The following is a 25,661-nucleotide window of genomic DNA, read 5'->3' on the forward strand; positions in this document are numbered from 1 at the left end:
TGCCGGGCTGATTGCAAAAAGTCGCTTGCCTTATGGTTTGAATGAGCCAAAACTGGTTCTCATGTCCGAAGAACTGGAAGCCATGGGAACCGCCGTCGAAGGGGGCTTGATCGCCAAAGCGGTGGAAGACAAAGGCATCGATGCGTCGAGGGGGAAGGGTGGTACATGCCTTAACTGCCATTCGGCTGTGACCAGTCGCTATTGCACGGAATGTGGCCAGTCCTTGCACGTCCACCGGTCAATCGGAGCCTTCTGGCATGATATATTGCATGGTGTCCTGCATTTTGAAGGAAAATTCTGGCGGACCTTACCATTGCTGGTCTGGAAGCCGGGCGACCTGACGCGGCGTTATGTACGGGGAGAGCGCGCCAAATTTATCTCTCCCATGGCGTTATTCCTATTCTCGGTATTCATGATGTTCGCGGTCTTTTCATTCATTGAAAATCCGTTTTCTTCGGAAGGCGATGGCAGCGAAAATGTCGGTTTCAACACCGCGGTTACTGCGGAGTCTCAGGAAATCGAAAAACGGCTGCAGGACAAGCTCAAAGTACTGGAATCGACATCTGGTAGTGAAGAAGCCGAAGTCCGGAAACAGATTCTCGACCTGAAGCGCAACCGCAATGTTCTGGCCACCATGACGATGAGCGAGCTCCCCTATCCGGAAGCCGGGTTGGGAGACGATACGGCGGCTATCGGCAATTTTGCGCTAGATGACGGCCCCGCTTCAGCCACCGAAGCCGGGGCGGATGGAGAGAGTCTGGCTAGCGAGAGCGGCAATCAGCTGGAGCTGTGGACGGATCTGGAAAAAAGTGCGTTTGGCAAGACGCTGAAAAGCGGAATCGCGCGTGCCACCAAGAATCCGTCGCTGCTTTTGTACAAGCTGAAAGCCAATGGATATAAATTTGCCTGGCTGTTGATCCCGATCTCTATCCCTTTCGTGTGGTTGGCACTGATTGGCAGGCGCGGTCATCATTTCTATGACCACGCGGTTTTCGCGACTTACTCGATTGCTTTCATGTCGCTGCTGTTCGTGGCTTGCGCGATATTGGCTGCAATCGGGGCGCCGGAATCGATCTGGGCGGCTATGCTGCTCATCTACCCGCCCTTTCATATCTACCGGCAGCTCAGGCATGCCTATGAGATGTCCCGTCCCGAAGCGCTGGTCCGGGTGTCATTCCTCCTCATATTCACTGTCATCAGTCTGACGCTGTTTTTCATTATTCTGCTCGCTCTAGGCATTTTGGGATAAAATCATGACCATGAATATAGACCGTCGCCAGCTTATGGCCCTGGGTACTTTCGGCCTGGGCGGGCTCAGCGTGCCGGCGTCGGCATCGCTGATGGGCGGAAAGGGGTTTACCCACGGCGTTGCCAGCGGCGAGCCCGGACAGGAATCGGTGCTGCTGTGGACGCGCTATGTCGGTAGCGGAGAATCCAGGCTGACTGCCGAAATATCGGATAACGCCGATTTCACCGGCGCCAGAATGGTCGGGGAAGTGCTGGCCAAAGCCGAGCGCGATTTTACCGCCAAGATTGTCGTTGATGGTCTCAGTCCTGACCGGTGGTATTTCTTCCGTTTCGTCGGGCCGGACGGCTCCCAATCGGCCATTGGTCGCACGCGGACCCTGCCGCAGGGGCCGGTACAGAATTTCAATATCGGCGTTGTCGGATGTTCCAACATGCCGTTCGGCTATTTCAACGCCTATGCCCATGCCGCGCAAAACAATGATCTCGATCTGATCATTCACACCGGCGATTATCTCTACGAATATCCGGTCGGCACCTATCCATCCCGGGAGGAAGCGCTGGCCGGCCGGAAAATCGAGCCCGCGCACGAGATGGTCCAGCTCGCCGACTACCGGCTGCGCTATGCCGCCTATCGCAGCGATCCCGACCTGCAGCGTATCCATCAGGTGTTGCCGATGATCCCGTCATGGGACGATCACGAGTTCACCAATGATGCCTATAAGGACGGCGCGCAGAACCACAATCCCGGCGAAGGCGACTGGGAGGTGCGCAAGCGCGTGGCCGAACGTGTCTACCGAGAATGGATGCCGGTTCGGGATATGGAGTTTGGCAGCCCGCGCTGGCGGGAATATCAAATCGGTGACCTGGCGACGCTGTTCTTTACCGAGAGCCGGATTGGCGGACGCGACAAGCCGGTGGATCTGGCAGAGGCGATCAAGGGACAGAAAGATGTCGCAGCGGCGCTCAGGGCTTTTCGTGACGATGTCTGGCAGGACCCCGAACGGTCGATGCTGGGCACAGTCCAGGAACAATGGTTCGCGGATGCTTTGCTGAAATCCAAGGCCTCGGGCACGAAGTGGCAAGTCTGGTCACAGCAGTGCGTGATGGGCGAACTGGTGCTGCCACAGGACGCCAAAAACTGGGTGCCGGAAGATGCGCCGCCGATCGCGCAGGCGCGTGTCGCGGTGGGCGCGCTGGCCGCGCAAATCGGACTGCCGATCAACTTTGACAGCTGGGACGGCTATCCGCAGGCCCGCGCCCGTTCGCTGGCCGCGGCGCAGCAGGCTGATGCCGATCTGATCGTACTGTCGGGCGACAGTCACAATGCCTGGGCATTCGACCTCGAAACGGCCGATGGCGCTGCTGGCGTGGAATTTGCCGGACATAGCGTCAGTTCGCCAGGCTTCGAAGCCTATACCAAAGGCGTGAATCCTGATCTGGTGGCCAAGGCTGTGGTTGGTGCCAACGAGCATCTGCAATGGGCCGACACCGAGCATCGCGGCTATATGAGCGTGGCGCTGACCCCCGAACAAGCGACTTCGACCTGGCATTTCCTCGATACGATCCGGAAGAAGTCCATCGCGTTGAGGGGAAGCAGAAGCCAGACAGTGCTCCGCGGGGCTCGCACGATAGCGTCCTGAAGCCCGGACTGTTCGTTCTAGTAGGCCGGCCGTTCTAGTAGGCCGGATTGTGCCGGTTCAGAAAGGCCTCCAGCTTATCCAGCCAGTCCTTCTCGTTTTCGGAATCCGAAAAGCCGTGTCCTTCGCTTTCGTAAACAATATATTCTGCGTCTTTCCCGGCTTTCTCGAGTTCTGACCGATAAAATTTGAACTGGCTGAAAGGGACGGTACTGTCTTTCTTTCCGTGAGCGAGCAGGATCGGGCGCTCCAGTTGCGCAACGAGCCGGGCAGGGGAAACCGTGTCGAGATCAAATTCTTCATCTCCGCGTATTTCGTCTTGCCATTCCCTTTCATACCGGCTTCTCAAAAAGCGACCATCATAACTGAGCTGTTTGTCCCAGTCTGTAACCCCGGCGAAACTGGCAGCGCAGCGATAGCGCTCGGGATTTCGCGTGACGCCCCATAGGGCCGCGTAACCTCCATAGGAGCCCCCGACGATGCATACCCGGTCCGGATCAACCATGCCGCGGCCAACCAGCCAATCCATCCCGTCGTCGAGATCGTCCTGCATCGCGCGACCGATTTCTCCCGAGCCTTTTTTGTAGAAAGCCTCCCCATAGCTGTCGGAACCCCGATAATTGGGTTGCAACACTGCATATCCGCGATTGGCAAGAAACTGTGCTTCGGTGTTGTAATCCAGTGTGTCCCGAACGCCGAAAGGACCACCGTGCGGGAGGATGACAAGCGGCAAATTCTCGGCGGGACGGTTTTTTGGCAGCGTGAGATAGGCCGGAATCGTGGTGCCGTCACGGGCATCATATTTCACATATTCCGTTCTTGCCAGTTTCTCGGTGTCCAGCTTGTCGTTCAGGCTGGCAAACCATGCGAGCTTCTTGAGCTCGGGTTCGTAGAGATAATAGCTGCCCGGATCGGTGGAAGACGTCACATAGACGATCATGCGTTTGCCGTCGCGGCTTTTGGACTGGATCCACGCTTCCTGTCCCGGCAAAGCCTTGTCGAGTTTTCGCTGATGCTCGGCAAGATCGGCATCGAACCATTTTATCCGGTCTCGGGAATCCGTGAAATAGACCGATTCCAGCGCGGTCCCGCTATCGTTGAGATTGAATCCGGTGATATCATTTTCGTCATGGCCGAAAACCATTTCCCCAACTTCCCGGGTCAGATAGTTGAATTTGTACAGCGCGAAACGACCCGTTTTTTTGTTGGAAAGAACATAGCCTTCGTCGGCTTCAGAGACGATATGGGAGATATCGAGCAAGGCTTCTTCCAGATCGTCCTTCTCCTTTATTTTTCCGATCTGCCTGAATTTTTCCCCGGCCGCTCTGCGATAATGAATTTTCAAGGTACCGCCGATCTGGCTCAAGCCCATCCTGACAACGCCGCTATTATCGGCGATCCATGTCCAAATCTGTGATTGCCGACGGATCACTCGCGTGATTTCATTATTCTCGAGCTCGATGCGATATACGGCAGGATAATCGTAAATGGACCGCTGCATTGAAAGCAGGATATATGTACCCGTCGGATCGACATAGAGAACATTGTCCCCGTCATATCCCTGAGTTTTCCGACCCAATGTGATCGACGCCCCACTATTGACATCCGTAACATATAGCCCGGTATGTCGCCGCTGGCCGCGCGAAGTGTCGACGACAGCAGAAACGCTGAACAATATCTTGTGGTTGCCCGCCCAGCGGTACCAGAGAAGGTCGACATTGTCGGGTATGGCTATTCGCTTCTTGGTGTCGCTGTATAATCGGGCGGCGGTGAGATAAGGCTTCCCGCCCAGTTGTTGCCGGTATACAACGCGCTCACCATCAGGAGATATTTTCGGATTACCGAAATGGCCTGGTTTCGCGAAAATTTCTGTCTTGATAATATTGGCAGATACAGGCTTTTTATCCGCCTGGCCGACAGTTGCAGTATTATCCCGAGCCTGGGCCGGTGAAGTGAAAAGGCTGAAAATTAGTATTGCTCTGACCACCTTAACAACAGGCAATCCAGTTACACCCATTCTGTTCATTCATCCCCCGCCCTGCGATATTCTCTGGATCTCTGGAATAATCACGGGGGCCGCAGAAATAAACCCGCAAACTGAAAGTCTTGATAGTTAAACATATGTTGGTGGGCTGGCTCGGGAGGAAGCTGCATTCCCGTGACGCGGTTTTGTCTTTGTCCAACGCCATGTCCGTTGCGCACAATTCCCACCGACTAGCACTCGACATTCGCGTGAAAATTACGCAAAGCGGGGGCCCTGTAATATTTAACGCAAGAAACGATCAATAATGTCCGAAGAGTTTTACCGCATCAAGCGACTGCCACCCTATGTGATTGCCGAAGTCAATAACATGCGGGCAGCGGCGCGAGCGGCCGGTGAGGATATTATCGATCTCGGCATGGGCAATCCCGACCTGCCGCCACCGCAGCATGTCATCGACAAGCTGTGCGAAGTGGCGCAGAAGCCCGATGCGCACGGCTATTCCGCATCCAAGGGAATTCCTGGTCTGCGCAAGGCACAGGCCAATTATTACGGCCGCCGTTTTGGCGTGGATCTGGATCCCGAAACGGAAGTCGTGGTTACGCTTGGCTCGAAAGAGGGACTGGCCAGTCTGGCCACCGCCATCACGGCACCGGGTGACTGTATTCTGGCGCCCAATCCGAGCTATCCGATCCATACTTTCGGTTTCATCATAGCCGGCGCGACCATCCGCAGCGTCCCGACAACGCCGGACGAACATTATTGGGAATCGCTGGAACGGGCGATGGCCTTTACTGTTCCCCGGCCCACCTTGCTGGTGGTCAACTATCCTTCCAATCCGACCGCGGAAGTCGTCGATCTCGCTTTCTACGAGCGGCTGGTGGCCTGGGCTAAGGAAAACAAGGTCTGGCTGCTCTCCGATCTGGCCTATTCCGAACTCTATTATGATGGCAATCCGACGCCTTCAATCCTGGAGGTGCCGGGCGCAAAAGATGTCGCGGTCGAATTTACCTCGCTCAGCAAGACCTATTCGATGGCGGGCTGGCGGGTCGGCTTTGCGGTCGGCAACCAGACGTTGATCAGTGCGCTGAGCCGGGTCAAAAGCTATATCGACTATGGCAGTTTCACGCCGATCCAGGCTGCGGCCTGCGCGGCGCTCAACGGGCCGCAGGATCAGGTCGCCCAAAATCGCGAGCTTTACCATAAAAGACGCGATGTGCTGGTGGAGAGCTTTGGCCGGGCAGGCTGGGAGGTTCCTGCTCCGGCCGCCTCGATGTTCGCCTGGGCACCATTGCCCCCGCAGCTGGCGCATATGGGCAGCCTCGAATTTTCCAAGCAGTTGCTGACTCAGGCCGGTGTCGCCGTTGCTCCGGGCGTCGGCTATGGCGAAGACGGCGAAGGCTATGTCCGCATCGCGATGGTCGAGAATGAGCAACGCATTCGCCAGGCGGCGCGCAACGTGAAGAAATATCTCCAGAAAATGGGTGTCAATACGCCGGGGCAAAACGAAGCAATCTGATGGGCCATGCGGGAACCGGTAAATATCAGCAGGTCATGTTCGCGTGATTGATCTCTATTTTGCTCCGACACCCAATGGTTGGAAAATCTCCGTGATGCTCGAGGAATGCGGCCTCGACTATAATGTCAAATGGGTGAATATCGGCGCGGGCGAGCAGTTCGAACCGGATTTTCTCGCGATCAGCCCGAACAACAGGATTCCGGCGATTGTCGATCATGATCCGGCAGATGGCGGCGAGCCTGTATCTGTGTTCGAGACCGGTGCGATCCTGCTTTATCTGGCAGATAAAGCGGAACAATTTCTGCCGCACGATTTGCGCGGGCAAATTGCGGCAACCGAATGGCTGATGTGGCAGATGGGCGGGCTGGGACCGATGATGGGGCAACATGGCCATTTCAAACTCTACGCGCCCGACCGGATTGAATATGCCACCGAGCGCTATCGTAAGGAAGTGCAGCGGCTGTTCGGCGTGATGGACCGGCGGCTGGCAGCCAATGATTATCTCGCGGGCGAAGACTACAGCATCGCCGACATGGCCTGCTTTCCCTGGGTGCAGACCTACAAGCGGCAGGAAATCGCGCTCGAGGAGTTTCCCCATGTGAAACGCTGGTACGAAGTGCTGAAGCAGCGCGACGGCTTGCGGCGCGGCATGGCGGTTGGACGCGAACGTATAAATCGCAATCCGCAGAATGACGCGCAGGCCCGCAAGACGTTGTTCGGATTGAAGGAATAAGAACCGCCGGCAGTGTTTCGCTCGCCGGGGTTGCGAATATGGCGCGGTACAGGCGAATGACAAAGGATGCTGATATATGACCACAGTGGATTTCTACTTCGATCTCTCTTCTCCGTGGACCTGTCTGGCTTTTCACAATATCCAGCCGATCATCGAAGAAAATGGCGCGACCATTGTCTGGAAACCGTTTCTCGTCGGCGGCGTGTTCAATGCGGTCAATCAGGATGTCTATGCGGCGCGGGAAAATCCCGACAACCGCAAATTCGTTCACAGTTTCCGCGTGCTCAAGGACTGGGCAAAGCTGGCCGGACTGCCGATGAATTTTCCGAGCGAACATCATCCGGTAAAGTCTGTCCATGCGATGCGACTGTGCTGTGCGCTGGAGGCAGACCAGGCCGCACTGCACAAGTTCGCCACCGCTGCGTTCGCCGCTTATTATGACGAACAGCACAATCTGGATGATCCGGCCGTGCTGATCGCCATCGCCGACGAAGCTGGTCTGGACGGCGCCGCTCTCGCTGCACGGTCCCAAGAGCAGGAAGTCAAGGACCGGCTGCGCGCCAATACCGACGAGGCAATCGCCCGCGGTGCCTATGGCTCACCGAGCATTTTCGTGCCGTTTGGCGACGGGGAAAGAATGTATTTTGGCAATGATCAGTTGCCGCTGGTTAACTGGGCGATTAAACAGGGCGCACAATAACCACGATTCTTCATTTTCGTCCGTGTACAGCGCTGTCGAAACACGGTCGGAATATCAAGCTTCTCCATCTCGCGCGCAGCGGACGGGGAAGAGCAAGGGATGAAATATGTCAGAACGCGTCACCATTACCGTCAAGGACCATGTCGCCGACGTCCGGTTCAACCGGCCGGACAAGATGAATGCACTCGATGCCGCGCAGATCGATGCGATTGTCGAAGCGGGTGAAAAACTGGCCGCGATGGGCGATATTCGTGCGATCGTTCTCTCGGGCGAGGGCAAGGCCTTCTGTGCCGGTCTCGATATGGCCAGCTTCGCCGCATCCGCGGCTTCGGCTTCGGAGGAAAGCCGGGATGGCGAAAAATCCCCTCTGGCCAACACTCTGACCGAGCGAACCTTTGGCAATGCAAATAAATACCAGCATATCGTGTTGCTCTGGCGGCGCCTGAAGGCTCCGGTCATCGCCGCTATTCACGGTCCGTGCATTGGGGGTGGACTGCAATTTGCCAGCGCTGCCGATATCCGCGTGGTTGCGCCGGATGCGAAAATGTCGATCATGGAAATGCGCTGGGGTCTGATCCCCGACATGGGCAGTTTCACAACATGGCGGAGCTTTGTCCGCGACGATGTTCTGCGCGAGCTGACCTACACGAACCGGATATTTACGGGTGAGGAAGGTAAAGAACTGGGCTTTGTCACCCATTTGTCCGATGATCCCCGTGCAAAGGCGATGGAAATTGCCACGGAGATTGCCGGCAAACATCCGCAAGCCGTCCAGTTGGCCAAAGAGCTGATCAACAAATTGCCCGACATGGATGAAGACGAGATTCTGATGATGGAATCGGTGGGGCAGGACAAGGTTGCCCGGACACCCAATCAGATCGAAGCGGTCATGGCCTTCATGCAGAAGCGTGCGGCGAATTTTACCGACCAGGCCGCCTGAATCCTTCGCTCCGGGCTTGGTGAAGGCCCTTTCCGGATGATGTCGGCATCTCATGAAACGCGGTGCGAGCCGCAGGCCCTCGCATGACTTTCAACCAGTCGTTCGCATTTTCTCCAGTGCATCGACCACTTCCTGCCGCAGCGGCTTGCCTTCGCCGTCGGTGCGGCAGACAATCACGGACTCGCAGGTGGCGATGCACTGACCGTTCTGGAACATCGCCTGCGCTATGACATAGCTTGAGCGCCCGATCGTGCTGACACCCGAACTGATTTCGACATCGTCCGGAAATTGCCCTTCGCGCAGATAGTTGATCGTCACCGCCGCGACCATGCTGCGTTCGTTCTTCGGACGGTCGGCCCAGGGGCGCAGGGCCCTGTTGAACCGGACACGGGCATTTTCAAACATCGTGGCGAAGGCGACATTGTTGAGGTGCCGGTTGGGATCGATATCCTGAAAGCGGGTCTGGGTGACCAGCGATACGGGATAGTTGGCAGGATCAAGCTGCCAGGATTGGGGACGGGACATGTTGGCTTAACTCATTTTCGCGACAAGGTCTTTCTGCAAGGTCTTGCAGGCAAAGATATAGAGGCCGCCGGCGACAAAGAATATGCCGACGATATAGATCATCGACCAGCGTAAGCCTTCGGCGCTCGCCGTGAGGCAGGCACTGGCCTTTGCTGCGCCGAGGGTTGCAATCAGGTCTTCCGGCCTGCCTTTGCAGATCGGGCCGGTCAATTCCGCTGCAAATTGCGAAGCTGCAAGATCGGCATTCATCAGCAAGTCGCTGGCGATGCCCATGACCAGCGGACCGCAGCCGTAGCCGATAAGATTGACGATGAACAGGAACAGGGCGACGGCGGTGGCGCGCGACTGCGGGCTCGCGACGCCCTGGCAGATCGTATATTGAGCGCCGAGATAGCCATAGTGAAGAACAGCAGCAAACAGCAATGCCGTCAACGCAAAGGGCACGCTGTCGGTGGTGAAGCCGATCCAGTATAGCGGAACGCAGACAATGAGCATCGTACCCGGCAACCAGGCCACGACATTGGGAAAGCGACCACTCATTTTCTCGGTCAGATAACCGGTGATGAACGCGCCGAAAGATGCGGCCAGGCCCAGTGGCACGGCAATCTGCAGGGTCACTTCCGAAATCGACATCTCGTGCACGCGCTGGAAGAAAGCGACCTGGAAATTGCTGACACCATAGCCGACAAAGGCGACCAGTGCGGCGGCGATCATATTGATCCAGAAGCTGCGTTTGCCGGACACTTCCCTGATGGTTTCCGCGATACCCATTTTTTCCGGCTTGGTCGCGGTCGGCGGATCGGCATAGCCACGCGGCGGCTCCTCAACGGTGAACAGGAAAATGAGGCCGAAAATAACACCCGGCACACCCAGTGCGATAAAGGCCTCCCGCCAGGAAAATAGTTCCGTGATCGGTCCGCCAAAGGCATTGGCCAGCACCCCGCCCAGCGTGATTCCCATCGTGTATATTGCAATGGCCCGGGCGCGGCTGCGTGGCGGGAAATAGTCTGAAATGATCGAATTGGCCGCAGGCGTCAGGCCCGCTTCGCCGATGCCGACGCCGATACGGAAGACGAGCAAGGCAATGAAACTGCCGGCAATCCCGCACAATGCCGTCATCAGCGACCACAGGATGACGCTGGCGGCGATGATTTTGACGCGGTTCATCCGCTCTGCAAGCCGGGCGATCGGGATGCCCATCACCGTGTACATCAGGGCAAAGCCAAAACCGGACAGCAAGCCGAACTGCCAATCCTGCAATTTGAATTCTTCAATGATCGGCTGGGCGACGACGCCGATCAATATGCGATCGATGAAATTCAGGGTGTAGAGAAGCATCAACGAGATTATCACATAATTGCGATAGCCATCGGATCGATATGCCAGTCCGGTGTTGGTCAGGGGCGCTGCCTGTGTAGCGTTCATGCTCTCTCCATCTTTTTCTTTGATTGATGGCCTGAAGCCGCGGGCAAGTCCAGCATACTTTGCAATTCCCGGCCGGTTCTGCGACCTCGCACCATTTCCCCGGGACCGGATGGCGAAGCGGTTTTCATTAATATTTCAAAAATATCCAAGTATCTGTTATCCGGTATAGAGAAAACCATGGCACCAATTGAAAAATCAGGGGGTCTCAGTGGAAAAAAGGTGGCCAATTTCGCACTTGTTGGAACAATATCGAACAGGCTTTCATGATACTTTGGTAGTTTTCATAATTCCCTGTGGTCGATTCTACAGGTTTTCCTTGCAATGGCGCTAAGCAATATTGACCGGTTGAATGACGGGCAGCGCGATTGTCTGCGGCTTGTGCTGGCGCACCTCAATTCCAAGGAGATTGCACGCGAACTGGGTATTTCACCGCACACTGTGGATCAGCGATTGCGCACCGCCATGCGGATTCTGAACGTGCCGTCCCGGTTCGAGGCGGCGCGCAAGTTCGCCGCTGAAGATCAGCAGCAGGCGTATCAACCGTTGATATATCAAGCGTCGCGGGTTGAGCCTGCCGGAGAAATTGGGGAACAGGAACCGTCATCCCGGACAAGCCAGGATAGGAAAGCCGGCGCAACGGATGATTGTGCGGATGCGAAAAGCGGAAGTGTTGTCCAGGCCTCGGAGCCATTCGAAGTCTCGTACAGGTCACTTCCCCTTCCACGATTTCGCGGCGAGGAAAACCGTCTGGCGGTTGTCGCGCGATTGGGCTGGATATTGGCCATTGCGATCGGTGGCGCTTTGTCTTTCGGCGGACTTGTCGCCGGACTGGAAGCGCTCTCCCGGTTGAAGGGCTAAATGATACCCCGGTCCGGCCGACGCATTCGCACGTCGACAAATTCACACCCGTGCGCGTGTGATGTTGTAGCCTTAGGAAAGGAACGATGATGCTGAAACAACGACGTGAAGCAGCCGAGAATTTGGCAAACAGGCTATTTGCAGCGGAACAGGCCATCGACGATGCCATATGCAAAGTGGCGGATCTTGCCGGCTATATGCCGCTTGCGCGGGCGCAAGCCAAACTCTCGGCTGTTGTCGGCCAGAACGCGATTGATCAGGCGGCTGCGACCCTGTCGGCATTGGTCGAGGCCAGGGGAAATCTGGTCTCGAGCCATAATCATCTCGCAGAAACGCGCGATCAAATTGGACTGCAGGCCATGGCCATGGGGAGCGGCGATATGAAGCCGACATATTTTGGCCCGATGAAGGCGGAGAAAATAGTCAATATGGCTGACCATGCTGCCTAAATGCTTGCGAGCCTGATTGTGACAAGCACGATTGGATTGGCTTTTGGCACAGGTGATGGGCGGTGATCGCCGACGCGTTCTGGGTCTATGTATACTACTCATTTTTGTTCGTCTGCTGTGGTTATGCCGTATGGAAAGGCGCTCACTCGGAATATGTCGGTGCTGCAATTATGGTGATTGGGTCGCTATCGTCTTTAGCCGTCGGTAGCTTTCTGGGAACACCATGGATTAATATCGAAGTAGAAATATTCGCCATAGATATCCTTGCGCTCGTGGCTTTAAGCTGGCTGTCCTTAAAATCCAGTCGCTTCTGGCCAATTTGGGCAACTGCCTTTCATCTGCTCGCGGTGAGTATTCATGCCGCAATGTTGGTGGCACCGCAGATCAAACCCTGGGCCTTTGCCACAGGATCCGTCTTTTGGGCCTACCCGATGCTGTTGGCGCTGGCAGTGGGAGCTCGTGAAAATAAACCTGCGCGTAAGGAGCGCATATTGCGGTCCGGCTAGCGCCACCGTTTAGCGAACCAGTTGTTTCTTGTGCATTCCAGAAAATGACCCGCAGAGGCCCGCTTCTGCGAATAGCCGGAGTATATTCATGGCAAGCGACCAAATTTTTCCGTTTCTTGACTTCCTGCAGAAGGAATTGCTGCTGTTCGCCAGCCTGTCCTTTCTGGTCGGGGCCGTCGACGATGTGATGTTCGACGGCCTGTGGCTCTTCCATCGCCTGAAACGCAAATTGTTCGTCTATTCGCGCTACGAACGGGCGACTGTGGAAGCGCTCGAAAATCCGTCACCCGATCGCCGCCTGGCGATATTCGTGCCGGCGTGGAAAGAAGCGGCGGTGATAGGTGGAATGCTGCGATGTTGTCTGCAGCGCTGGACCGGGAGCGGATACCGTATATACGTGGGCTGCTATCCCAATGACTCCGAAACGGTTGCCGCCGTGGCGGCCGCTGCCACCGGCAGCGAGAAAATCCGGCTGGTCATGTGCCGGCAGAACGGACCGACAACAAAGGCGGATTGCCTCAATCATCTCTGGGAAGCCCTGTGTCGTGACGAGATCGAGGAAAAGAGAAATTATGCCGCAATCATCTTGCACGATGCCGAGGATATTGTGCATCCCGAGGCCTTGCGGCTTTTCAGACATCTGATTGGACGCGCCGTACTGATCCAATTGCCGGTCATCCCCCGGCGGGCAAAAGGATCGCGCTGGATCGCCGGCCATTATGGCGATGAGTTTGCCGAACTCCACGGCAAGCAAATGGTGCTGCGGGAAGCGCTCGGCGCGTCCATACCTTCTGCTGGTGTCGGCTGCGCCTTCGCCAGGGAAGGCCTGCAGAAACTGTCGGTCAGAACCCATGGCAAACCGTTCGACGCCGGAAGCCTGACCGAAGACTATGAGCTGGGTCTCCACCTGACCGGCGGGGAGGCGCGCGGCATATTTGCCCGGTTACGGGACCAATATGGCCAGCTGGTAGCCACGCAGGAATTCTTCCCGGAAAAACTGGAAGATGCTATACGCCAGAAAAGCCGGTGGATGGCGGGCATTTCCCTGTCCGGATGGGACCGCCTGGGCTGGAAGAACAGCTGGCGGGAGAACTGGATGCGGCTGCGGGATCGCAAGGCCAGTTTTGCCGCCATCATTATCGCCATCGCCTATATTGCCATCATATTGATGGGCCTATTGCTGCTCGCTGAACTGACCGGAATATATCGTCCGGAGCCCATGTCCCGCTCTCTGGCGATATTGCTCTTTCTCAATCTCGGGTTTCTGATGTGGCGGCTGCTGATGAAATTCTGCTTCGTGTTTTCGTTATACGGTCTGCGCGAAGCCTTCTTGTCGATACCCCGGACAATCGTGGCCAATCTGATCAACATCATGGCGGTCTGGCGCGCCCTCAGCCAATATGTCCGTCAATTGGCCGGTCAGCCCGCCCGGTGGGAGAAAACCAGCCATTTCTATCCCGATGCCGGAGAAGTCCAGCAACTCAGGCCGCAATCCTTTGCGGGTGATGGAGGCTGATCCCTTGCTGGCGACCACCGCCGGTGCGCCTCTCCGCGCGATGGCCGGTCTGGCGGTGATCTGGATAATGGTGCGCGCCCTCTCTTGGTATGGCTCGGCACATATTGTCTCGAGACCGCCAGGGCGGGAGGCCGTAAGCGCAGTGCAACAAGCCGGGGAAATCGCCAAGTCACCAGCCTTCGCCCGGTCCTTGACCAGTTCGACCGATAATCAGCTGCAGGAGAAACAGGGCCCCGGCCTGCGGTCCGTCTCTATGGTACAGGATGATGCGAGCGGCGTATCAACAGCAGCAAATATGGCCACACTCGTACCGGATCGCTTGTTCTGGCGATGGCAGGACCCAGAAGACGTCCGCAGATTTTTCCTGCAGACCTCGGTTGCCCGAACGGGCACGGGCTTCCGCGTTCGGCTTAGCAAGGATCCGCCGATCCTGATCCCGCCTGTCCCAGACCATCCCGACAGGATCGCGGCCTATTTCTGGATTTTCGCGCGGCAGAATTCGGGCGCTGCAAGGGCGTTTCAAAGTGATGGCGGGCAATCAATAGCCAATGGCCAATATGGCGGCAGTCAGGCCGGCGCGATCTTGTCCTATCGGCTGTTGGACCGGCGGTTACCGGAAATGTCGTTATATGGACGCTTTTCGGCGGCGCTCGATCCGTGGAGCGAACAGGAAATGGCGATGGGCACTCGCATCCGGCCGGTCCAGGACCTTCCTTTCGCGCTGCACGCTGAACAGCGTTTCGATATAGGCCGGGGCAATGCTTCGGGGACGGCTTTTTTTGTGACCGGCGGCAACGGTCCGGACCGGGTCGCCGAAGAATTCGTGCTCGAGACATATGCGCAGGGTGGCTATATTCTTGGTCCGCATGAAACCTATTTCTTTGACGGAGCCGCGACCTTGCAGCGCCCCATAGCGACGCTCGGGGTGGCGAAACTCTCCCTGGGGCCGGGGGCCTGGGCCGGCGGGCAGCGCAATGTCCACCGTCTCGATGTCGGCCCGCGAATCGATCTTGCCGTTCCTGTCGGGACTTTGTCAGCGCGTCTCGCCCTGGATTGGCGCACCCGCGTGGCCGGCAATGCGCGGCCCGGAAGTGGAGCAACCATAACCTTTTCGTCCGGCTTTTGAGCGATCCGGGATCCGGTGCTATCCGGTGTTCGGATTGATTTCGTACCGCGCAGGCAGCAACGCCCTTTATCCCGTCACAAAAAGAGATTAGTCCAATATCTATATGGACATATATCTGCCAATCGCCAATCTATCGGTAAATGCGTTCGTCATCGTCCTTCTCGGCGGGCTGGTTGGTATTTTGTCCGGGATGTTCGGCGTCGGCGGCGGGTTCCTTACCACGCCGCTGCTGATCTTTTACGGAATACCGCCAACGGTCGCGGCGGCATCTGCATCCACCCAGGTTACCGGAGCGAGCATTTCCGGTGTGGCTGCCCATATGCGCCGCAAGGGAGTCGATTTTCGGATGGGCGCGATACTGGTGGTCGGTGGTATTGTCGGCACCATAGTCGGGACCGGGCTGTTCCAGATTTTGCAGACCTGGGGGCAGATCGATACCGTGATCAACGTTCTATATGTGCTCATGCTGTCCAGCATCGGTGGCCTGATGTTCAAGGAATCTCTGCAAAGCGTGCGCGCGTTGCGCGCCGGCAAGCCGATGCCTGCCCGGAAGCGCCGGCACCACCCGCTGGTTGCCAACCTGCCCTTCCGGTGGCGATTTTACCGGTCCGGTCTGTATATCTCACCCATCGCTCCCTTCATCCTTGGTTTGCTGACCGGTATTTTGACGATGCTGCTGGGTGTCGGCGGCGGGTTCATCATGGTACCGGCGATGTTGTACCTGTTGGGCATGGGCGCGCAGGTGGTGGTCGGGACCTCGTTATTCCAGATACTGTTTGTCACTATCGCGTCGACCATGATGCACAGCATGACGACGCGGGCGGTTGATATCGTTCTGGCCTCCCTGCTGCTGCTGGGCAGCGTGACCGGTGCCCAGCTTGGCGCAAAATTCGCGCAACGGATGCGGCCGGAATATTTGCGGCTGGCGCTGGCCTCCATGGTACTGCTGGTCGCAATACGCATGGCCCTGGGCCTCGGTTTCCAGCCTGCCGAAATCTATACGGTGCAACTCCTGTGACGCTGTGTCATCGCCTTCTGGGTCGCTTGCTGGCGGTCTTCGGCATGGCTGTGCTTACGATAGCCGCAACCCCGGTGCTGGTCCCCGAAGTGTCGCAGGACCGGATCAGCATCAAGGGCGATTTCAATGGCGCACAATTGCTGCTCTTCGGCGCCATTACCTATCCACCGGGGACCCGCAACACCGACAAGGCCGATATCGTGGTCGTGCTGAAGGGACCGGTCAATTCGATCGTTGTCCGCGAGAAACAGCAGATCGCCGGGATATGGATCAATGCAGCGAGCAGCGAATTTCGTTCCGCCCCCGGTTTTTACGCGATTGCATCGTCGAAACCGGTCGACGAAATTGTCGATGGCAAAACCGCGGATATATATGAGCTGGGCCTGCACCATTTGCAGCTTTCTCCCGCCGGTGCGATTGACAGCCGCGAACTCGATCGCTTTGTTGACGGTCTGGTCGACCTGAACTCGCGAGGAAATCTGTTCAAGAATCTGCCCAATAGCGTCAAGATCACCAACAGCGTGCTCTATCAGGCGCGGATCAATCTGCCAGCCAGTGTGCCGGTCGGAGATTATACAGCAGAAACCTTCCTCGTCATCGATGGCCGGGTGGAGGCAGCCGAGGTCAAGGAAATCACCATCGAGAAGACAGGGATGGGGCGCTTCATTACCAATTTATCCCAGAATTACGGCTTTCTCTATGGGCTTATCGCCGTGCTCATTTCGATTTTCCTTGGCTGGTCTGCAGGCTATCTGTTTCGCAAGATGTAAATCCTGACCGATGGCCTTCAGTCCATGCCTGCTTCCCCAATGCGGCAGTAAATCTTCCTTAACCATGATCGACTAGTCCTGTGGCCTGACCAGTAAAACAGGAAAACACCGATGTCCGATATGGGTTCCCATAATTTCCACGCCGCGAGGTCTCTCGCGGATTCTGAAGCTCTACCACAAGAGGGGGAGAACCAGGGGGCCGTTTCGAAGCGCAGCGAAGGCCACAAGATCGGCGAGGTTATTGAAATTGCCGGTTCTGGCTCGAAAGTCATCATGGATACTGCTGTACTTGCAGGACTTCAGGACCATGTCGATCCGACGATAAAAACCGCAGGTCAAGTCGGCAGCCAGGTGAAAATCCGCGTAGGTAAAACATGGCTGCTAGCCAATATCCGGACCCAGAGGCTGTTTGAAGGCCAATCCGGGCTGGTCGTTGCCGAGATCGATTTTCTCGGTGAAGGCGACGAAGAAAAACTGACCGGCCAGATTTACAATTTCCGCCGGGGTGTGACCCGCTATCCGACACCAGCGTCGGAAGTTTATGCTGTAACGACCGCAGACCTCAAGCAGATTTATGCTTCCGACGGGCGAGCCAATATAGAGGTTGGCACGGTCTATCCGACCGATGATATTCGTGGCGCACTTTATATCGACGCTATGCTTGGCAAACATTTCGCGCTTCTGGGCTCTACCGGTACCGGTAAGTCGACGGCAGCGGCTTTGATCCTCCACAAAATCTGCGATCTTGCGCCCGAAGGCCATATCCTGATGATTGATCCGCATGGTGAATATTCGGCTGCCTTCGCGGGTAATGGCAAATTGTTTGACGTGAACAATCTCAATCTGCCTTACTGGTTGATGAATTTCCGCGAGCATTGCGAGGTGTTTGTCCAGTCCAAGGGCGACGCCAAGCAAATAGATTGTGATATTCTGGCGAAATGCCTGCTGGCGGCAAAAGCCAAAAGTCAGGGGGCTGCCGGCATCACCAAGCTGACTGTCGATTCGCCGGTGCCATATCTGCTGTCCGATCTGACGACCATCCTGCAGAACGAAATGGGCAAGCTCGACAAGGCGACCAACAGCGCGCCCTATCAGCGGCTGAAATCGAAAATCGACGAGATCAAGGCCGATCCGCGCTATAGCTTCATGTTTTCCGGCATGCTGGTCGGAGACACTATGGCGGCGTTCCTCGCCAAGATTTTCAGGCTGCCATCCGAAGGTAAGCCGATTTCGATCATTGATGTTTCGGCGATGCCATCTGAAATCACACCGACCGTTGTTTCCGTGCTCAGCCGACTCGTGTTTGACTATGCAATCTGGGCCCGCAACGAACCAAAGCGACCGATGCTGCTCGTCTGCGAGGAGGCCCACCGGTATATCCCGAACGACGATTTTGCCGAGGAAAGCAGCGTCCGCGATATCCTGAGCCGGATCGCCAAGGAGGGACGGAAATATGGTGTTTCGCTGGGCTTGATTACGCAGCGGCCATCTGATCTTGCCGAGGGTGTACTCTCGCAATGCGGTACGATCCTGTCGATGCGGTTGAACAATGACCGTGACCAGGCTTTCGTGAAAGCCGCGATGCCGGAAGGTGCGCGCGGTTTTCTCGACTCCATCCCCGCCTTGCGCAATCGCGAAGTGATTTGCTGTGGCGAAGGTGTGGCAATTCCGATCCGAGTCTCGCTAGATACACTCGCGGAAGCACGCCGTCCGGCTTCTGAAGATCCGATATTCTCCGACCTGTGGCGCGAGAATGGTGGCGAGGAAGAAATTGTCCAGCGGGTTATCAAGCGTTGGCGGGCGCAGGGCCGGTAACGCGGGGTCGACCGTTTATCCAGTCTCCTCGGCGGTTCATCGATCGCTGCTATCAACCCCGGGTTTGTCGATTACATATGTAGTCATAGGGCCATGCATGGGGTATGGCGGACGAATATGGAGAATCCGATGGTTGGTAAAAGCTATTTTCCGCTGTTTGCGGGACTGGGTCTCGTCGCGGCTTCGGTTGGGCCAGCAATGGCAAGCGATGCGCATAATCCGGGCCATGAATTTAACCGGGAATGGAGTGACAAGCTCGCCCGGGATATTAGATTGCAAGTCAAGGCCGGCCTGACCGAAGGGGCTGACGGCATGGAAGAAGGCGCGGACGAAATGCTGCGCAGTGCCGACAGGCTGGAAGCCTATGCGGATCGGCTGGAGAGGGATGCTGCGTTTCGCGAGAGCGAAGCCGTCAGACAAAATGGCCGCGACGATTCGCAGATCACGGCTGCGGAACTGCTGAAAAATGCATCGAAAATGCGCCGGGCCGCAGAGAAAATGCGCGGCGGAGCCGAACGTATGCGGACTGCCGCCGAAAAGATGCGCCGGGGCGACGCCGGTTAGGCCAAAACCTCATTGGCGAGCGCCCAGCGCGAGCGAGGTTCCGGACCTTGGCAACTGATGGTTGTCAGCCGGCTGGAGATGACTGGCTGCTGACGCAGAAGCCGATCATCCCAGACGATTGATAGCCGCTTGCAGCCGTTCGGATTCTGCTTCTTTCTCGGCCAGATCGGTACGGGCCTTCTCGACCGCTTCCGGTTTGGCTTTCTCGACAAAATTGGGATTGCCGAGGCGACCACCAAGCGATTTCGCTTCTTTCTGAGCGGCTTCCAAAGCTTTGTTGAGCCGGGCTTTTTCCGCCTCGATGTCGATCGCACCCGCCAGTGGTAGGACATAGGTCGCGCCCTCTACAACGATCTGCGCCGAAGGCCCGTCCGGTGCCGGATCGAAGGAAACGCTCTCGAGGCGTCCGACCCGGTCAAGCGCGGCATATTGGCGCGCAATCTTGGCTTCCAGATCGTCGTCTCCATCGCGGACATGGGCGGTCATCTTGGTCCCGGGGGCGATATTGAGTTCGACCTTGGTAGAACGCACTTCGGAAATCAGCTTTATCAGCCAATCGACTTCTGACTTTGCGTCCGCATCAATGGTAGCTTTCGGTGCAGGCCATTTTGCCACGATCAGATCATATTTCCGGTCGCCCATCGCATGCCACAATTCTTCCGTAATGAACGGCATGAATGGATGCAGCATGACGATGATCTGGTCGAGCACCCAGCCAGCCACAATGCGGGTTTCCTCGGCCGCGCTGGCGTCCTCGCCCTGCAATAGCGGCTTGATCAGCTCGAGATACCAGTCACAGAAGCGGTCCCAAGTGAAATGATAGATGGAGTTCGCTGCCGCATCAAAACGCAAATCGGTCAAGGCCTTGTCGAGCGCTTGCTGCGTCTCGACGACTTCGGAAATGATCCAGCGGTTGACGGGCAGGTTGGCTGCAGGGGCAGCGAGCGTATTGCTGGCACCAATGCCATTGGCTTCACAGAAGCGGGAAGCATTCCACAGCTTGGTGGCGAAATTGCGATAGCCTTCGACCCGCTTGTCATCCATCTTGATGTCGCGGCCCTGGCTTTCCATCGCCGCCATGAAGAAGCGCAGCGCATCGGCGCCATATTGGTCGATCAGCCCCAGCGGGTCGACCACATTGCCCTTCGATTTGGACATTTTGGAGCCATCCTCGGCGCGCACCAGCCCGTGCAGATAGAGCCGCTTCCACGGCACTTCCTTCATGAACTGGATGCCCTGCATCGCCATCCGCGCGTCCCAGAAGAACAGGATATCAAAGCCGGAGATCAGCAGGTCATTGGGATAGTGGCGTTCGAGATCCTTCGTCTGTTCCGGCCAGCCGAGCGTACCAAAGGGCCAGAGTGCGGAGGAGAACCAGGTGTCGAGCACATCGGGGTCGCGGGTAAGCGTGACATCTGCGCCAGCTTGTGCCTGCGCAGATGCTTCATCCATGGCAACGTAAATCTTGCCATTCTCGTCAAACCATGCGGGGATCTGGTGCCCCCACCATAGTTGCCGCGAGACGCACCACGGTTGGATATTTTCCATCCAGTTGAAATAGGTCTTTTCCCAGCTTTTGGGCACGATCTCTATATCGCCGTCGCGCACCGCATTGATCGCCGGTTGGGCGAGGGTTTCGGCATCGACATACCATTGGTCGGTCAGCCATGGCTCGATGACCACGCCGCCGCGATCGCCGAATGGCGTTGCAATGGTGCGCGGCTCGGCGTCCTGTTCGACCTCCTCGCCGTCCTTGGTTTTCGACAGGTGCGGGATCAGGTAGCCCTGTTCCTTCATCTGCTGCACCACCAGTTCGCGGGCGCCGTTGATGCCGTCTTTCCTGAACCGGTGGAGCCCAATATATTCCTCCGGTACGAGCCCGTCCGCTGTCTGACAGACATTGGCCTCCCTATCGAGCATGTTGAGCATTTCGCCGGCTACAAAACCCGCGCGTTTTCCGACCTCGAAATCGTTGAAATCATGGCCAGGGGTAATTTTCACCGCGCCGGAACCGAGCTCCGGGTCCGCATGTTCGTCGGCAACAATCTTGAAGCGGCGGCCGGTAATCGGCTGCTCGATTTCCTTGCCGATCACGCTCTTGTAGCGTTCATCACTCGGGTGCACGGCGACGGCCATATCTGCCAGCATCGTTTCCGGCCGTGTCGTCGCCACCTCGATATAATTCTGCCCGTTATCCAGTGTTACGCCGTCAGCGAGCGGATATTTGAAATGCCAGAAACTGCCTTTGGTATCGACAGTTTCGACTTCCAGATCGGAGATCGCGGTTTTGAGCGCGGGATCCCAGTTGACCAACCGCTTGTCGCGATAGATCAGGCCATCATTGTAGAGATCGACAAAAACCTTGAGCACCGCCTCGTTCATGCCCTCGTCCATGGTGAAGCGCTCGTTCGACCAGTCCATCGAACAACCCAGCCGGCGCAACTGCCTGGTAATCGTGCCGCCGCTTTCCTCTTTCCACTCCCAGACTTTCGCGACAAATTCCTCGCGAGTGAAATCGGTGCGCTTCTGCTGCCGCTCGTTCATCTGGCGCTCGACCACCATCTGGGTGGCGATACCGGCGTGATCCATCCCGACGACCCAGAGCGCGTCCTTGCCCTTCAGCCGCTCGTGCCGGATGATGATATCCTGCAAAGTGTTATCCAGCGCATGGCCGATATGCAGACTGCCGGTGACGTTGGGCGGCGGATTGACGATCGTGAACGGTTCGCGATCGTCGCGGTCAGGCCGGAACAGGCCCTTGTTTTCCCAATGGGCATACCAGCGCGCTTCGATGGTGGCGGGGTCAAAATTTTTGTCTAAGGTCATGCTCAGCCTTTGGCATTGCTTTTGGCGGGAGACAACAGTCTAATCACAGCCTGTCCGTCATGCGGGGCCTGTCGGGGGGGGGGCTGGGGATCTGCGACAATCCTGTCGGTGCGGTGCTCTCCCGGGCCACCAAATCAGATTCAGAATATTGGCTGCTTTGCGCTAGCCATTCAAAATTGTGTCAATCTCGGCATTGGCTTTGGCGCGCAATTGCCGTTTACAGGCCTTGAATCCGGGCTGGGATGACAGTTCTTGGGCGCAAGCGACTGCCTTATCGATCAACTGAGCGGGGTCGGCCAGTTCGTCAGCCAGCCCGGCACTCAACGCTTCTACAGGGTTCAGCAGATGCGATGACAATGCCAGGCGTCGGCGCCAGACAGGGTCCAGCCAGTGATCCAATATTGCTTGCGGGACGGGCGGAAAGGGCAGGCCGGCCTTTGCTTCCGGCAGTCCGATCTTGTGATCGCCCTGCGCCGCCACGATCCAGTCGGCAGCGAGCGCCATGATGCCGCCGGCACCAATGGTGTGGCCATTTAGTGCAACCACCAATGCGCAGGGCAGGCGGTGAAGTGCAGCCGCAAAAGCATCGATTGCCGCTGCGGCCTGCTTCTGACCCGCCTTGTCCAGGGTCGCCGCCACTTTTGTATCCATGCCGCAGGTGAAATGTGCGCCTGCTCCGGTCAGAACAATACCCTTGTCCGGCGGATTTTTGGCCAGTGTCTGGAAGACCGAAATACCCTCCGCCAGCAGCTCGGGGTGGAGCGTGTTGCGATCACCGTTGGTCAGCGTGACAATCGTGGTGCCGTCTCGATCCTCAGTCGGGAAATAGCTCATTGGCCTTGGCCCTCCGCCTTGGCGGGAGCGGTCCATCTGTCCATCCAGTCAAACACCGTGCGGTACCATTGGACACTGTTCTTGCCTTTGAGCACCCAATGGTTTTCATTCGGGTAGATCAGCAATTTGGAAGGGATGTTCATTTCCTGAGCGACGGTGAAGGGCATGATGCTCTGGGTATAGGGAATCCGGAAGTCCTTTTCACCGTGGATGAACAGCGTTGGTGTTGTCCAGTTTTCTATCTGGTTCACCGGGTTCCATTTTTCCGGGTGTGGACGTGTCCACCAGCTGCCGCCATGATCCCACTGGTCAAACCAGAGTTCTTCGGTGCTCATCGCCATAGCGCGCAGGTCAAATATACCGGCGTGATTGACCAGGCATTCGAACCGGTCGGGCCAGTTGCCGGCGATCCAGTTCATCATATAGCCACCGTAGGATCCGCCGAGAGCGCAGGACCGCTCGCCGTCGATTTGCGGGTCGGTCTTCAGTGCTGCTGCATAGCCAAGCTTCAGGTCTTCCAGTGGTTTTCCACCCCAGTCCTGATTGATGCTGTCGGTAAATTCCTGACCGTAGCCGGCCGAGCCATGGAAATCGATGGTCACGGCCGCATAGCCTTGCGCAGCCATTACTTTCGGATTCCAGCGTGTCGACCAACTGTTTCCGAAGCTGCTCTGGGGGCCGCCATGGACGAGAAATGCCATCGGTAGCTTGCCGGTTGCGCCTTCCGGTTTGATTATCTGTCCCCAGACAGTGTCGCCATTGGCCCCGGCAAAATGGAACCGCTTGATTTCGACTTTGTCGATCTTGGCCAGTTCGGAACCATTGATGCTGGTCAATTGCGTGATACTTCCGTCCGCCGCGCGTCGGTACAGGTCGGTCGGCGTTTGCAGGCTGTTCATCGTGAAGATCAGCGAACCGTCCTGCAACGGAATTGTGGTGCCGACATTGCCGCCTGCGGTCAGACGGGTGACCTTGCCGGTCGCGACTTCCACCGCAAAGGCGGGGTGATCGAGTATTTCCTGGGCTGTCACGATAAGATATTTGTCATCGGGCGTCCAGACGATCGACCCGACCGAACGGTCCCAGTCTTTTGTCAGGGCAATCGCTTCGTCTTCGTCGTTACCCTGCTTGCGCAATTTAACGACCAGTCGGTCTGCTTCATATCCGGGCCGCTCCATCGCTGCCCAGGCCAGCCATTCCCCGTCGGAGGAGAAAGCCGGAAGCGTATCGGTTGCTTCGTTGCTGTCGGTATAGTTGACCGTTCCCGTTCCATCTGCCTTGGCACCATGGATATCGATATTGGTGGATTTGGGTTCATTCCGATCCGCGGTTCTGAGCGCGAAAAACACGCCATCCTCGTCGGGAACCCACGCAATTTCCTCACCGCCGCCGAAGGGCTTGGAGGGGCTGTCACCGACAAGATCGCCATCCAGCGCTGTGCCGTCACCAGTGATTTTACCGTTCTGCAGCTCAAATGCGAATATCCGGCTGTAATTGCCCGGTGTTTCCCAGCTTGACCAGTGTCGGATGAAGAGCTCGTCATATTCTCGGCCTGTTCCGGGGCCAGGTTCGGCCCTGTTGCCACTGTCCGCGCAACCGAAAGTGGGGCAGTCTCTCGCAATATCACCCCAGAGCGCGATTTTATCACCTTTGGGCGAAAGTTTGAAGCCGGAAACGGCGGCTTGCAAAGCACTGGCCTGCACCGGAGTGGCGTCGCCATCGCCCGCTGTCACATCGGCATGCCAAAGCTGTTCCGAACCGCTGGCATCGCTCAGATAATATAGACTCCCGTCAGGTGCAAAGGCAGGACTATGTTCGCTTTTGTCAGGCTGGTCGAAAATGCGTACGGGAGCAGCATCTGTGCTGCTCAGGTCCAGCAGATAAAGCGCGCTGGACCGCTCGTAGGTTTCCGGAGCGGTTTCCGTTACGTCGAACACTGCCCAATTTTCGTCCGGAGAAACCGTGACCGACCCCATACGTTTCAACGTGGCGAGGTCTTGCGCAGTCATTGGCCTTGCGGCGGCCATTGCGGGAAATATTGTGCTGGTTACGAGTAGCGCGGCGGTGAAGGACTGAAAAAACTTGGTCATGGGCAGCAGTGTAGCACGGCTGTTTGACAAGGCAATTGCGATTAGATTGGTGGCCCTATTTCTCGCTCAGCCGCTGGATTTCGCGCGCCACCAGTTCCTCAACCAGATCCGGCAAATTGGCATCCAGCCATTGCTTTATCATTGGTCGCATCAGGTCGCGGGTCAGATCTTCCAGAGAAGTGCCGCCCGCGGGCAGCGCGGCTGGTTTGCGTTCCATCGCTTCTTTCTCGACCAGGGCCGACAGGGATTGGCGCATGCTGTCCAGCTTGTTGTCATCGATCAGCCGCTCTTCCTTGCGCCGGTCGCCGAACACGCCGCTCGCGGAGGAGCTTTTATGGCCCGGCAGTTCGTCGGTCAGTTCGAGTATTTCTTCATTCTCTTCTGCCGGCGTTATGTCAGGAACAGCCTGCAACGCCGGTTTTGTGCTGGTCTTGCGGCGTGGCATGGGGTGATCATCGTCGATCGCCTTGTCTTCGGCGATGATACGTTTGATCGAGGAGAGAATTTCCTCCATCGACGATTCCCTGTTCTGTTCGGCCATGTGCGAAACCCCCAAGCTTATACTCTGTTGCCGATACTAT

Annotated in this window: 22 protein-coding genes; 15 read left to right on the forward strand and 7 right to left on the reverse strand. The window is 56.9% G+C overall.

Annotation, left to right across the window (positions count from 1 at the left end):
- Positions 1-61 precede the first annotated feature (61 nt).
- Positions 62-1,249, forward strand: a complete 1,188-nt coding sequence (locus SPHFLASMR4Y_RS15470; RefSeq protein ID WP_089134936.1) for a DUF3667 domain-containing protein — start codon at positions 62-64, stop codon at positions 1,247-1,249.
- 4 nt (positions 1,250-1,253) lie between these two features.
- A complete protein-coding gene (locus SPHFLASMR4Y_RS15475) occupies positions 1,254-2,888 on the forward strand; it encodes an alkaline phosphatase D family protein (protein ID WP_089134348.1) in 1,635 nt (544 codons plus the stop codon).
- A 34-nt stretch (positions 2,889-2,922) separates the two neighbouring features.
- On the opposite strand, the gene SPHFLASMR4Y_RS15480 is transcribed toward SPHFLASMR4Y_RS15475, so the two are convergent.
- Positions 2,923-4,911, reverse strand: coding sequence for an alpha/beta hydrolase family protein (locus SPHFLASMR4Y_RS15480; protein ID WP_089134349.1), 1,989 nt, complete (start codon positions 4,909-4,911; stop codon positions 2,923-2,925).
- A 262-nt stretch (positions 4,912-5,173) separates the two neighbouring features.
- Between SPHFLASMR4Y_RS15480 and SPHFLASMR4Y_RS15485 the strand changes: the two genes are divergently transcribed.
- The 4 genes from SPHFLASMR4Y_RS15485 to SPHFLASMR4Y_RS15500 all read left to right on the forward strand — a co-directional run bounded on the left by SPHFLASMR4Y_RS15485 (position 5,174) and on the right by SPHFLASMR4Y_RS15500 (position 8,758).
- Positions 5,174-6,385 (forward strand): LL-diaminopimelate aminotransferase, encoded by a 1,212-nt coding sequence (locus tag SPHFLASMR4Y_RS15485; protein WP_089134350.1) that lies wholly within the window; start codon positions 5,174-5,176, stop codon positions 6,383-6,385.
- A 43-nt stretch (positions 6,386-6,428) separates the two neighbouring features.
- Positions 6,429-7,118 (forward strand): glutathione binding-like protein, encoded by a 690-nt coding sequence (locus tag SPHFLASMR4Y_RS15490; protein ID WP_089134351.1) that lies wholly within the window; start codon positions 6,429-6,431, stop codon positions 7,116-7,118.
- A 76-nt stretch (positions 7,119-7,194) separates the two neighbouring features.
- Positions 7,195-7,818, forward strand: coding sequence for a 2-hydroxychromene-2-carboxylate isomerase (locus tag SPHFLASMR4Y_RS15495; RefSeq protein WP_089134352.1), 624 nt, complete (start codon positions 7,195-7,197; stop codon positions 7,816-7,818).
- A 106-nt stretch (positions 7,819-7,924) separates the two neighbouring features.
- Positions 7,925-8,758 (forward strand): crotonase/enoyl-CoA hydratase family protein, encoded by an 834-nt coding sequence (locus tag SPHFLASMR4Y_RS15500; protein WP_089134353.1) that lies wholly within the window; start codon positions 7,925-7,927, stop codon positions 8,756-8,758.
- Between the two features lie 90 nt (positions 8,759-8,848).
- On the opposite strand, the gene SPHFLASMR4Y_RS15505 is transcribed toward SPHFLASMR4Y_RS15500, so the two are convergent.
- On the reverse strand, positions 8,849-9,283 hold the full coding sequence (locus SPHFLASMR4Y_RS15505; protein ID WP_089134354.1) for an acyl-CoA thioesterase: 435 nt from the start codon (positions 9,281-9,283) through the stop codon (positions 8,849-8,851).
- 6 nt (positions 9,284-9,289) lie between these two features.
- On the reverse strand, positions 9,290-10,708 hold the full coding sequence (locus SPHFLASMR4Y_RS15510) for a spinster family MFS transporter (RefSeq protein WP_089134355.1): 1,419 nt from the start codon (positions 10,706-10,708) through the stop codon (positions 9,290-9,292).
- 321 nt (positions 10,709-11,029) lie between these two features.
- Here SPHFLASMR4Y_RS15510 and SPHFLASMR4Y_RS15515 point away from each other — a divergent pair, with 321 nt between their 5' ends.
- The 9 genes from SPHFLASMR4Y_RS15515 (at position 11,030) to SPHFLASMR4Y_RS15555 (ending at position 19,330) form a co-directional block, all read left to right on the forward strand.
- The gene (locus SPHFLASMR4Y_RS15515; protein WP_089134356.1) at positions 11,030-11,566 is read left to right on the forward strand and encodes a helix-turn-helix domain-containing protein; all 537 of its coding nucleotides are present in this window, start codon (positions 11,030-11,032) and stop codon (positions 11,564-11,566) included.
- 86 nt (positions 11,567-11,652) lie between these two features.
- Positions 11,653-12,015 (forward strand): hypothetical protein, encoded by a 363-nt coding sequence (locus tag SPHFLASMR4Y_RS15520; protein ID WP_222102937.1) that lies wholly within the window; start codon positions 11,653-11,655, stop codon positions 12,013-12,015.
- 62 nt (positions 12,016-12,077) lie between these two features.
- Complete coding sequence (locus SPHFLASMR4Y_RS15525; RefSeq protein ID WP_145955568.1) at positions 12,078-12,521, forward strand: hypothetical protein; 444 nt, start codon at positions 12,078-12,080, stop codon at positions 12,519-12,521.
- An 88-nt stretch (positions 12,522-12,609) separates the two neighbouring features.
- Positions 12,610-14,037: a glycosyl transferase family protein gene (locus tag SPHFLASMR4Y_RS15530; protein ID WP_089134358.1), complete on the forward strand. Its 1,428-nt coding sequence runs from the start codon at positions 12,610-12,612 to the stop codon at positions 14,035-14,037.
- Positions 14,038-14,041: 4 nt separating this feature from the next.
- On the forward strand, positions 14,042-15,163 hold the full coding sequence (locus SPHFLASMR4Y_RS15535) for a hypothetical protein (protein WP_145955569.1): 1,122 nt from the start codon (positions 14,042-14,044) through the stop codon (positions 15,161-15,163).
- Between the two features lie 103 nt (positions 15,164-15,266).
- Positions 15,267-16,181, forward strand: coding sequence for a sulfite exporter TauE/SafE family protein (locus tag SPHFLASMR4Y_RS15540; protein WP_089134360.1), 915 nt, complete (start codon positions 15,267-15,269; stop codon positions 16,179-16,181).
- A gap of 44 nt (positions 16,182-16,225) precedes the next feature.
- Positions 16,226-16,951 carry a TIGR02186 family protein gene (locus SPHFLASMR4Y_RS15545; protein ID WP_089134938.1) on the forward strand — a complete coding sequence of 242 codons (726 nt, stop codon included), beginning with the start codon at positions 16,226-16,228 and terminating at the stop codon, positions 16,949-16,951.
- 111 nt (positions 16,952-17,062) lie between these two features.
- Positions 17,063-18,766 carry an ATP-binding protein gene (locus tag SPHFLASMR4Y_RS15550; RefSeq protein ID WP_089134361.1) on the forward strand — a complete coding sequence of 568 codons (1,704 nt, stop codon included), beginning with the start codon at positions 17,063-17,065 and terminating at the stop codon, positions 18,764-18,766.
- Positions 18,767-18,883: 117 nt separating this feature from the next.
- Positions 18,884-19,330: a hypothetical protein gene (locus SPHFLASMR4Y_RS15555; protein WP_145955570.1), complete on the forward strand. Its 447-nt coding sequence runs from the start codon at positions 18,884-18,886 to the stop codon at positions 19,328-19,330.
- A gap of 105 nt (positions 19,331-19,435) precedes the next feature.
- Here SPHFLASMR4Y_RS15555 and SPHFLASMR4Y_RS15560 read toward each other — a convergent pair whose 3' ends face one another.
- From SPHFLASMR4Y_RS15560 to SPHFLASMR4Y_RS15575, 4 genes are all read right to left on the reverse strand, one after another.
- Positions 19,436-22,156 (reverse strand): valine--tRNA ligase, encoded by a 2,721-nt coding sequence (locus tag SPHFLASMR4Y_RS15560; protein ID WP_089134363.1) that lies wholly within the window; start codon positions 22,154-22,156, stop codon positions 19,436-19,438.
- Positions 22,157-22,318: 162 nt separating this feature from the next.
- Positions 22,319-22,990 (reverse strand): enoyl-CoA hydratase/isomerase family protein, encoded by a 672-nt coding sequence (locus SPHFLASMR4Y_RS15565; RefSeq protein WP_186265971.1) that lies wholly within the window; start codon positions 22,988-22,990, stop codon positions 22,319-22,321.
- Positions 22,987-24,999, reverse strand: a complete 2,013-nt coding sequence (locus tag SPHFLASMR4Y_RS15570) for an alpha/beta hydrolase family protein (protein ID WP_260807000.1) — start codon at positions 24,997-24,999, stop codon at positions 22,987-22,989. The genes SPHFLASMR4Y_RS15565 and SPHFLASMR4Y_RS15570 overlap by 4 nt, the downstream gene beginning before the upstream one ends.
- Positions 25,000-25,135: 136 nt before the next feature.
- Complete coding sequence (locus SPHFLASMR4Y_RS15575; protein ID WP_089134366.1) at positions 25,136-25,621, reverse strand: DUF2497 domain-containing protein; 486 nt, start codon at positions 25,619-25,621, stop codon at positions 25,136-25,138.
- Positions 25,622-25,661: the final 40 nt, after the last annotated feature.

Origin of the sequence: Sphingorhabdus sp. SMR4y, assembly GCF_002218195.1 — a bacterium.
In the GTDB taxonomy this organism is placed as follows: Bacteria; Pseudomonadota; Alphaproteobacteria; order Sphingomonadales; family Sphingomonadaceae; genus Parasphingorhabdus.

What these genes read in the sequence shown, in the direction of transcription:
- SPHFLASMR4Y_RS15470 (WP_089134936.1), top strand. Translation starts at nt 62, where the DNA reads ATGTCCGAAGAACTGGAAGCCATGGGAACCGCCGTCGAAGGGGGCTTG.
- SPHFLASMR4Y_RS15475 (WP_089134348.1), top strand. Translation starts at nt 1,254, where the DNA reads ATGACCATGAATATAGACCGTCGCCAGCTTATGGCCCTGGGTACTTTC.
- SPHFLASMR4Y_RS15480 (WP_089134349.1), bottom strand. Translation starts at nt 4,911, where the DNA reads ATGAACAGAATGGGTGTAACTGGATTGCCTGTTGTTAAGGTGGTCAGA.
- SPHFLASMR4Y_RS15485 (WP_089134350.1), top strand. Translation starts at nt 5,174, where the DNA reads ATGTCCGAAGAGTTTTACCGCATCAAGCGACTGCCACCCTATGTGATT.
- SPHFLASMR4Y_RS15495 (WP_089134352.1), top strand. Translation starts at nt 7,195, where the DNA reads ATGACCACAGTGGATTTCTACTTCGATCTCTCTTCTCCGTGGACCTGT.
- SPHFLASMR4Y_RS15500 (WP_089134353.1), top strand. Translation starts at nt 7,925, where the DNA reads ATGTCAGAACGCGTCACCATTACCGTCAAGGACCATGTCGCCGACGTC.
- SPHFLASMR4Y_RS15505 (WP_089134354.1), bottom strand. Translation starts at nt 9,283, where the DNA reads ATGTCCCGTCCCCAATCCTGGCAGCTTGATCCTGCCAACTATCCCGTA.
- SPHFLASMR4Y_RS15510 (WP_089134355.1), bottom strand. Translation starts at nt 10,708, where the DNA reads ATGAACGCTACACAGGCAGCGCCCCTGACCAACACCGGACTGGCATAT.
- SPHFLASMR4Y_RS15515 (WP_089134356.1), top strand. Translation starts at nt 11,030, where the DNA reads ATGGCGCTAAGCAATATTGACCGGTTGAATGACGGGCAGCGCGATTGT.
- SPHFLASMR4Y_RS15520 (WP_222102937.1), top strand. Translation starts at nt 11,653, where the DNA reads ATGATGCTGAAACAACGACGTGAAGCAGCCGAGAATTTGGCAAACAGG.
- SPHFLASMR4Y_RS15530 (WP_089134358.1), top strand. Translation starts at nt 12,610, where the DNA reads ATGGCAAGCGACCAAATTTTTCCGTTTCTTGACTTCCTGCAGAAGGAA.
- SPHFLASMR4Y_RS15540 (WP_089134360.1), top strand. Translation starts at nt 15,267, where the DNA reads ATGGACATATATCTGCCAATCGCCAATCTATCGGTAAATGCGTTCGTC.
- SPHFLASMR4Y_RS15545 (WP_089134938.1), top strand. Translation starts at nt 16,226, where the DNA reads ATGGCTGTGCTTACGATAGCCGCAACCCCGGTGCTGGTCCCCGAAGTG.
- SPHFLASMR4Y_RS15550 (WP_089134361.1), top strand. Translation starts at nt 17,063, where the DNA reads ATGTCCGATATGGGTTCCCATAATTTCCACGCCGCGAGGTCTCTCGCG.
- SPHFLASMR4Y_RS15555 (WP_145955570.1), top strand. Translation starts at nt 18,884, where the DNA reads ATGGAGAATCCGATGGTTGGTAAAAGCTATTTTCCGCTGTTTGCGGGA.
- SPHFLASMR4Y_RS15560 (WP_089134363.1), bottom strand. Translation starts at nt 22,156, where the DNA reads ATGACCTTAGACAAAAATTTTGACCCCGCCACCATCGAAGCGCGCTGG.
- SPHFLASMR4Y_RS15565 (WP_186265971.1), bottom strand. Translation starts at nt 22,990, where the DNA reads ATGAGCTATTTCCCGACTGAGGATCGAGACGGCACCACGATTGTCACG.
- SPHFLASMR4Y_RS15570 (WP_260807000.1), bottom strand. Translation starts at nt 24,999, where the DNA reads ATGACTGCGCAAGACCTCGCCACGTTGAAACGTATGGGGTCGGTCACG.
- SPHFLASMR4Y_RS15575 (WP_089134366.1), bottom strand. Translation starts at nt 25,621, where the DNA reads ATGGCCGAACAGAACAGGGAATCGTCGATGGAGGAAATTCTCTCCTCG.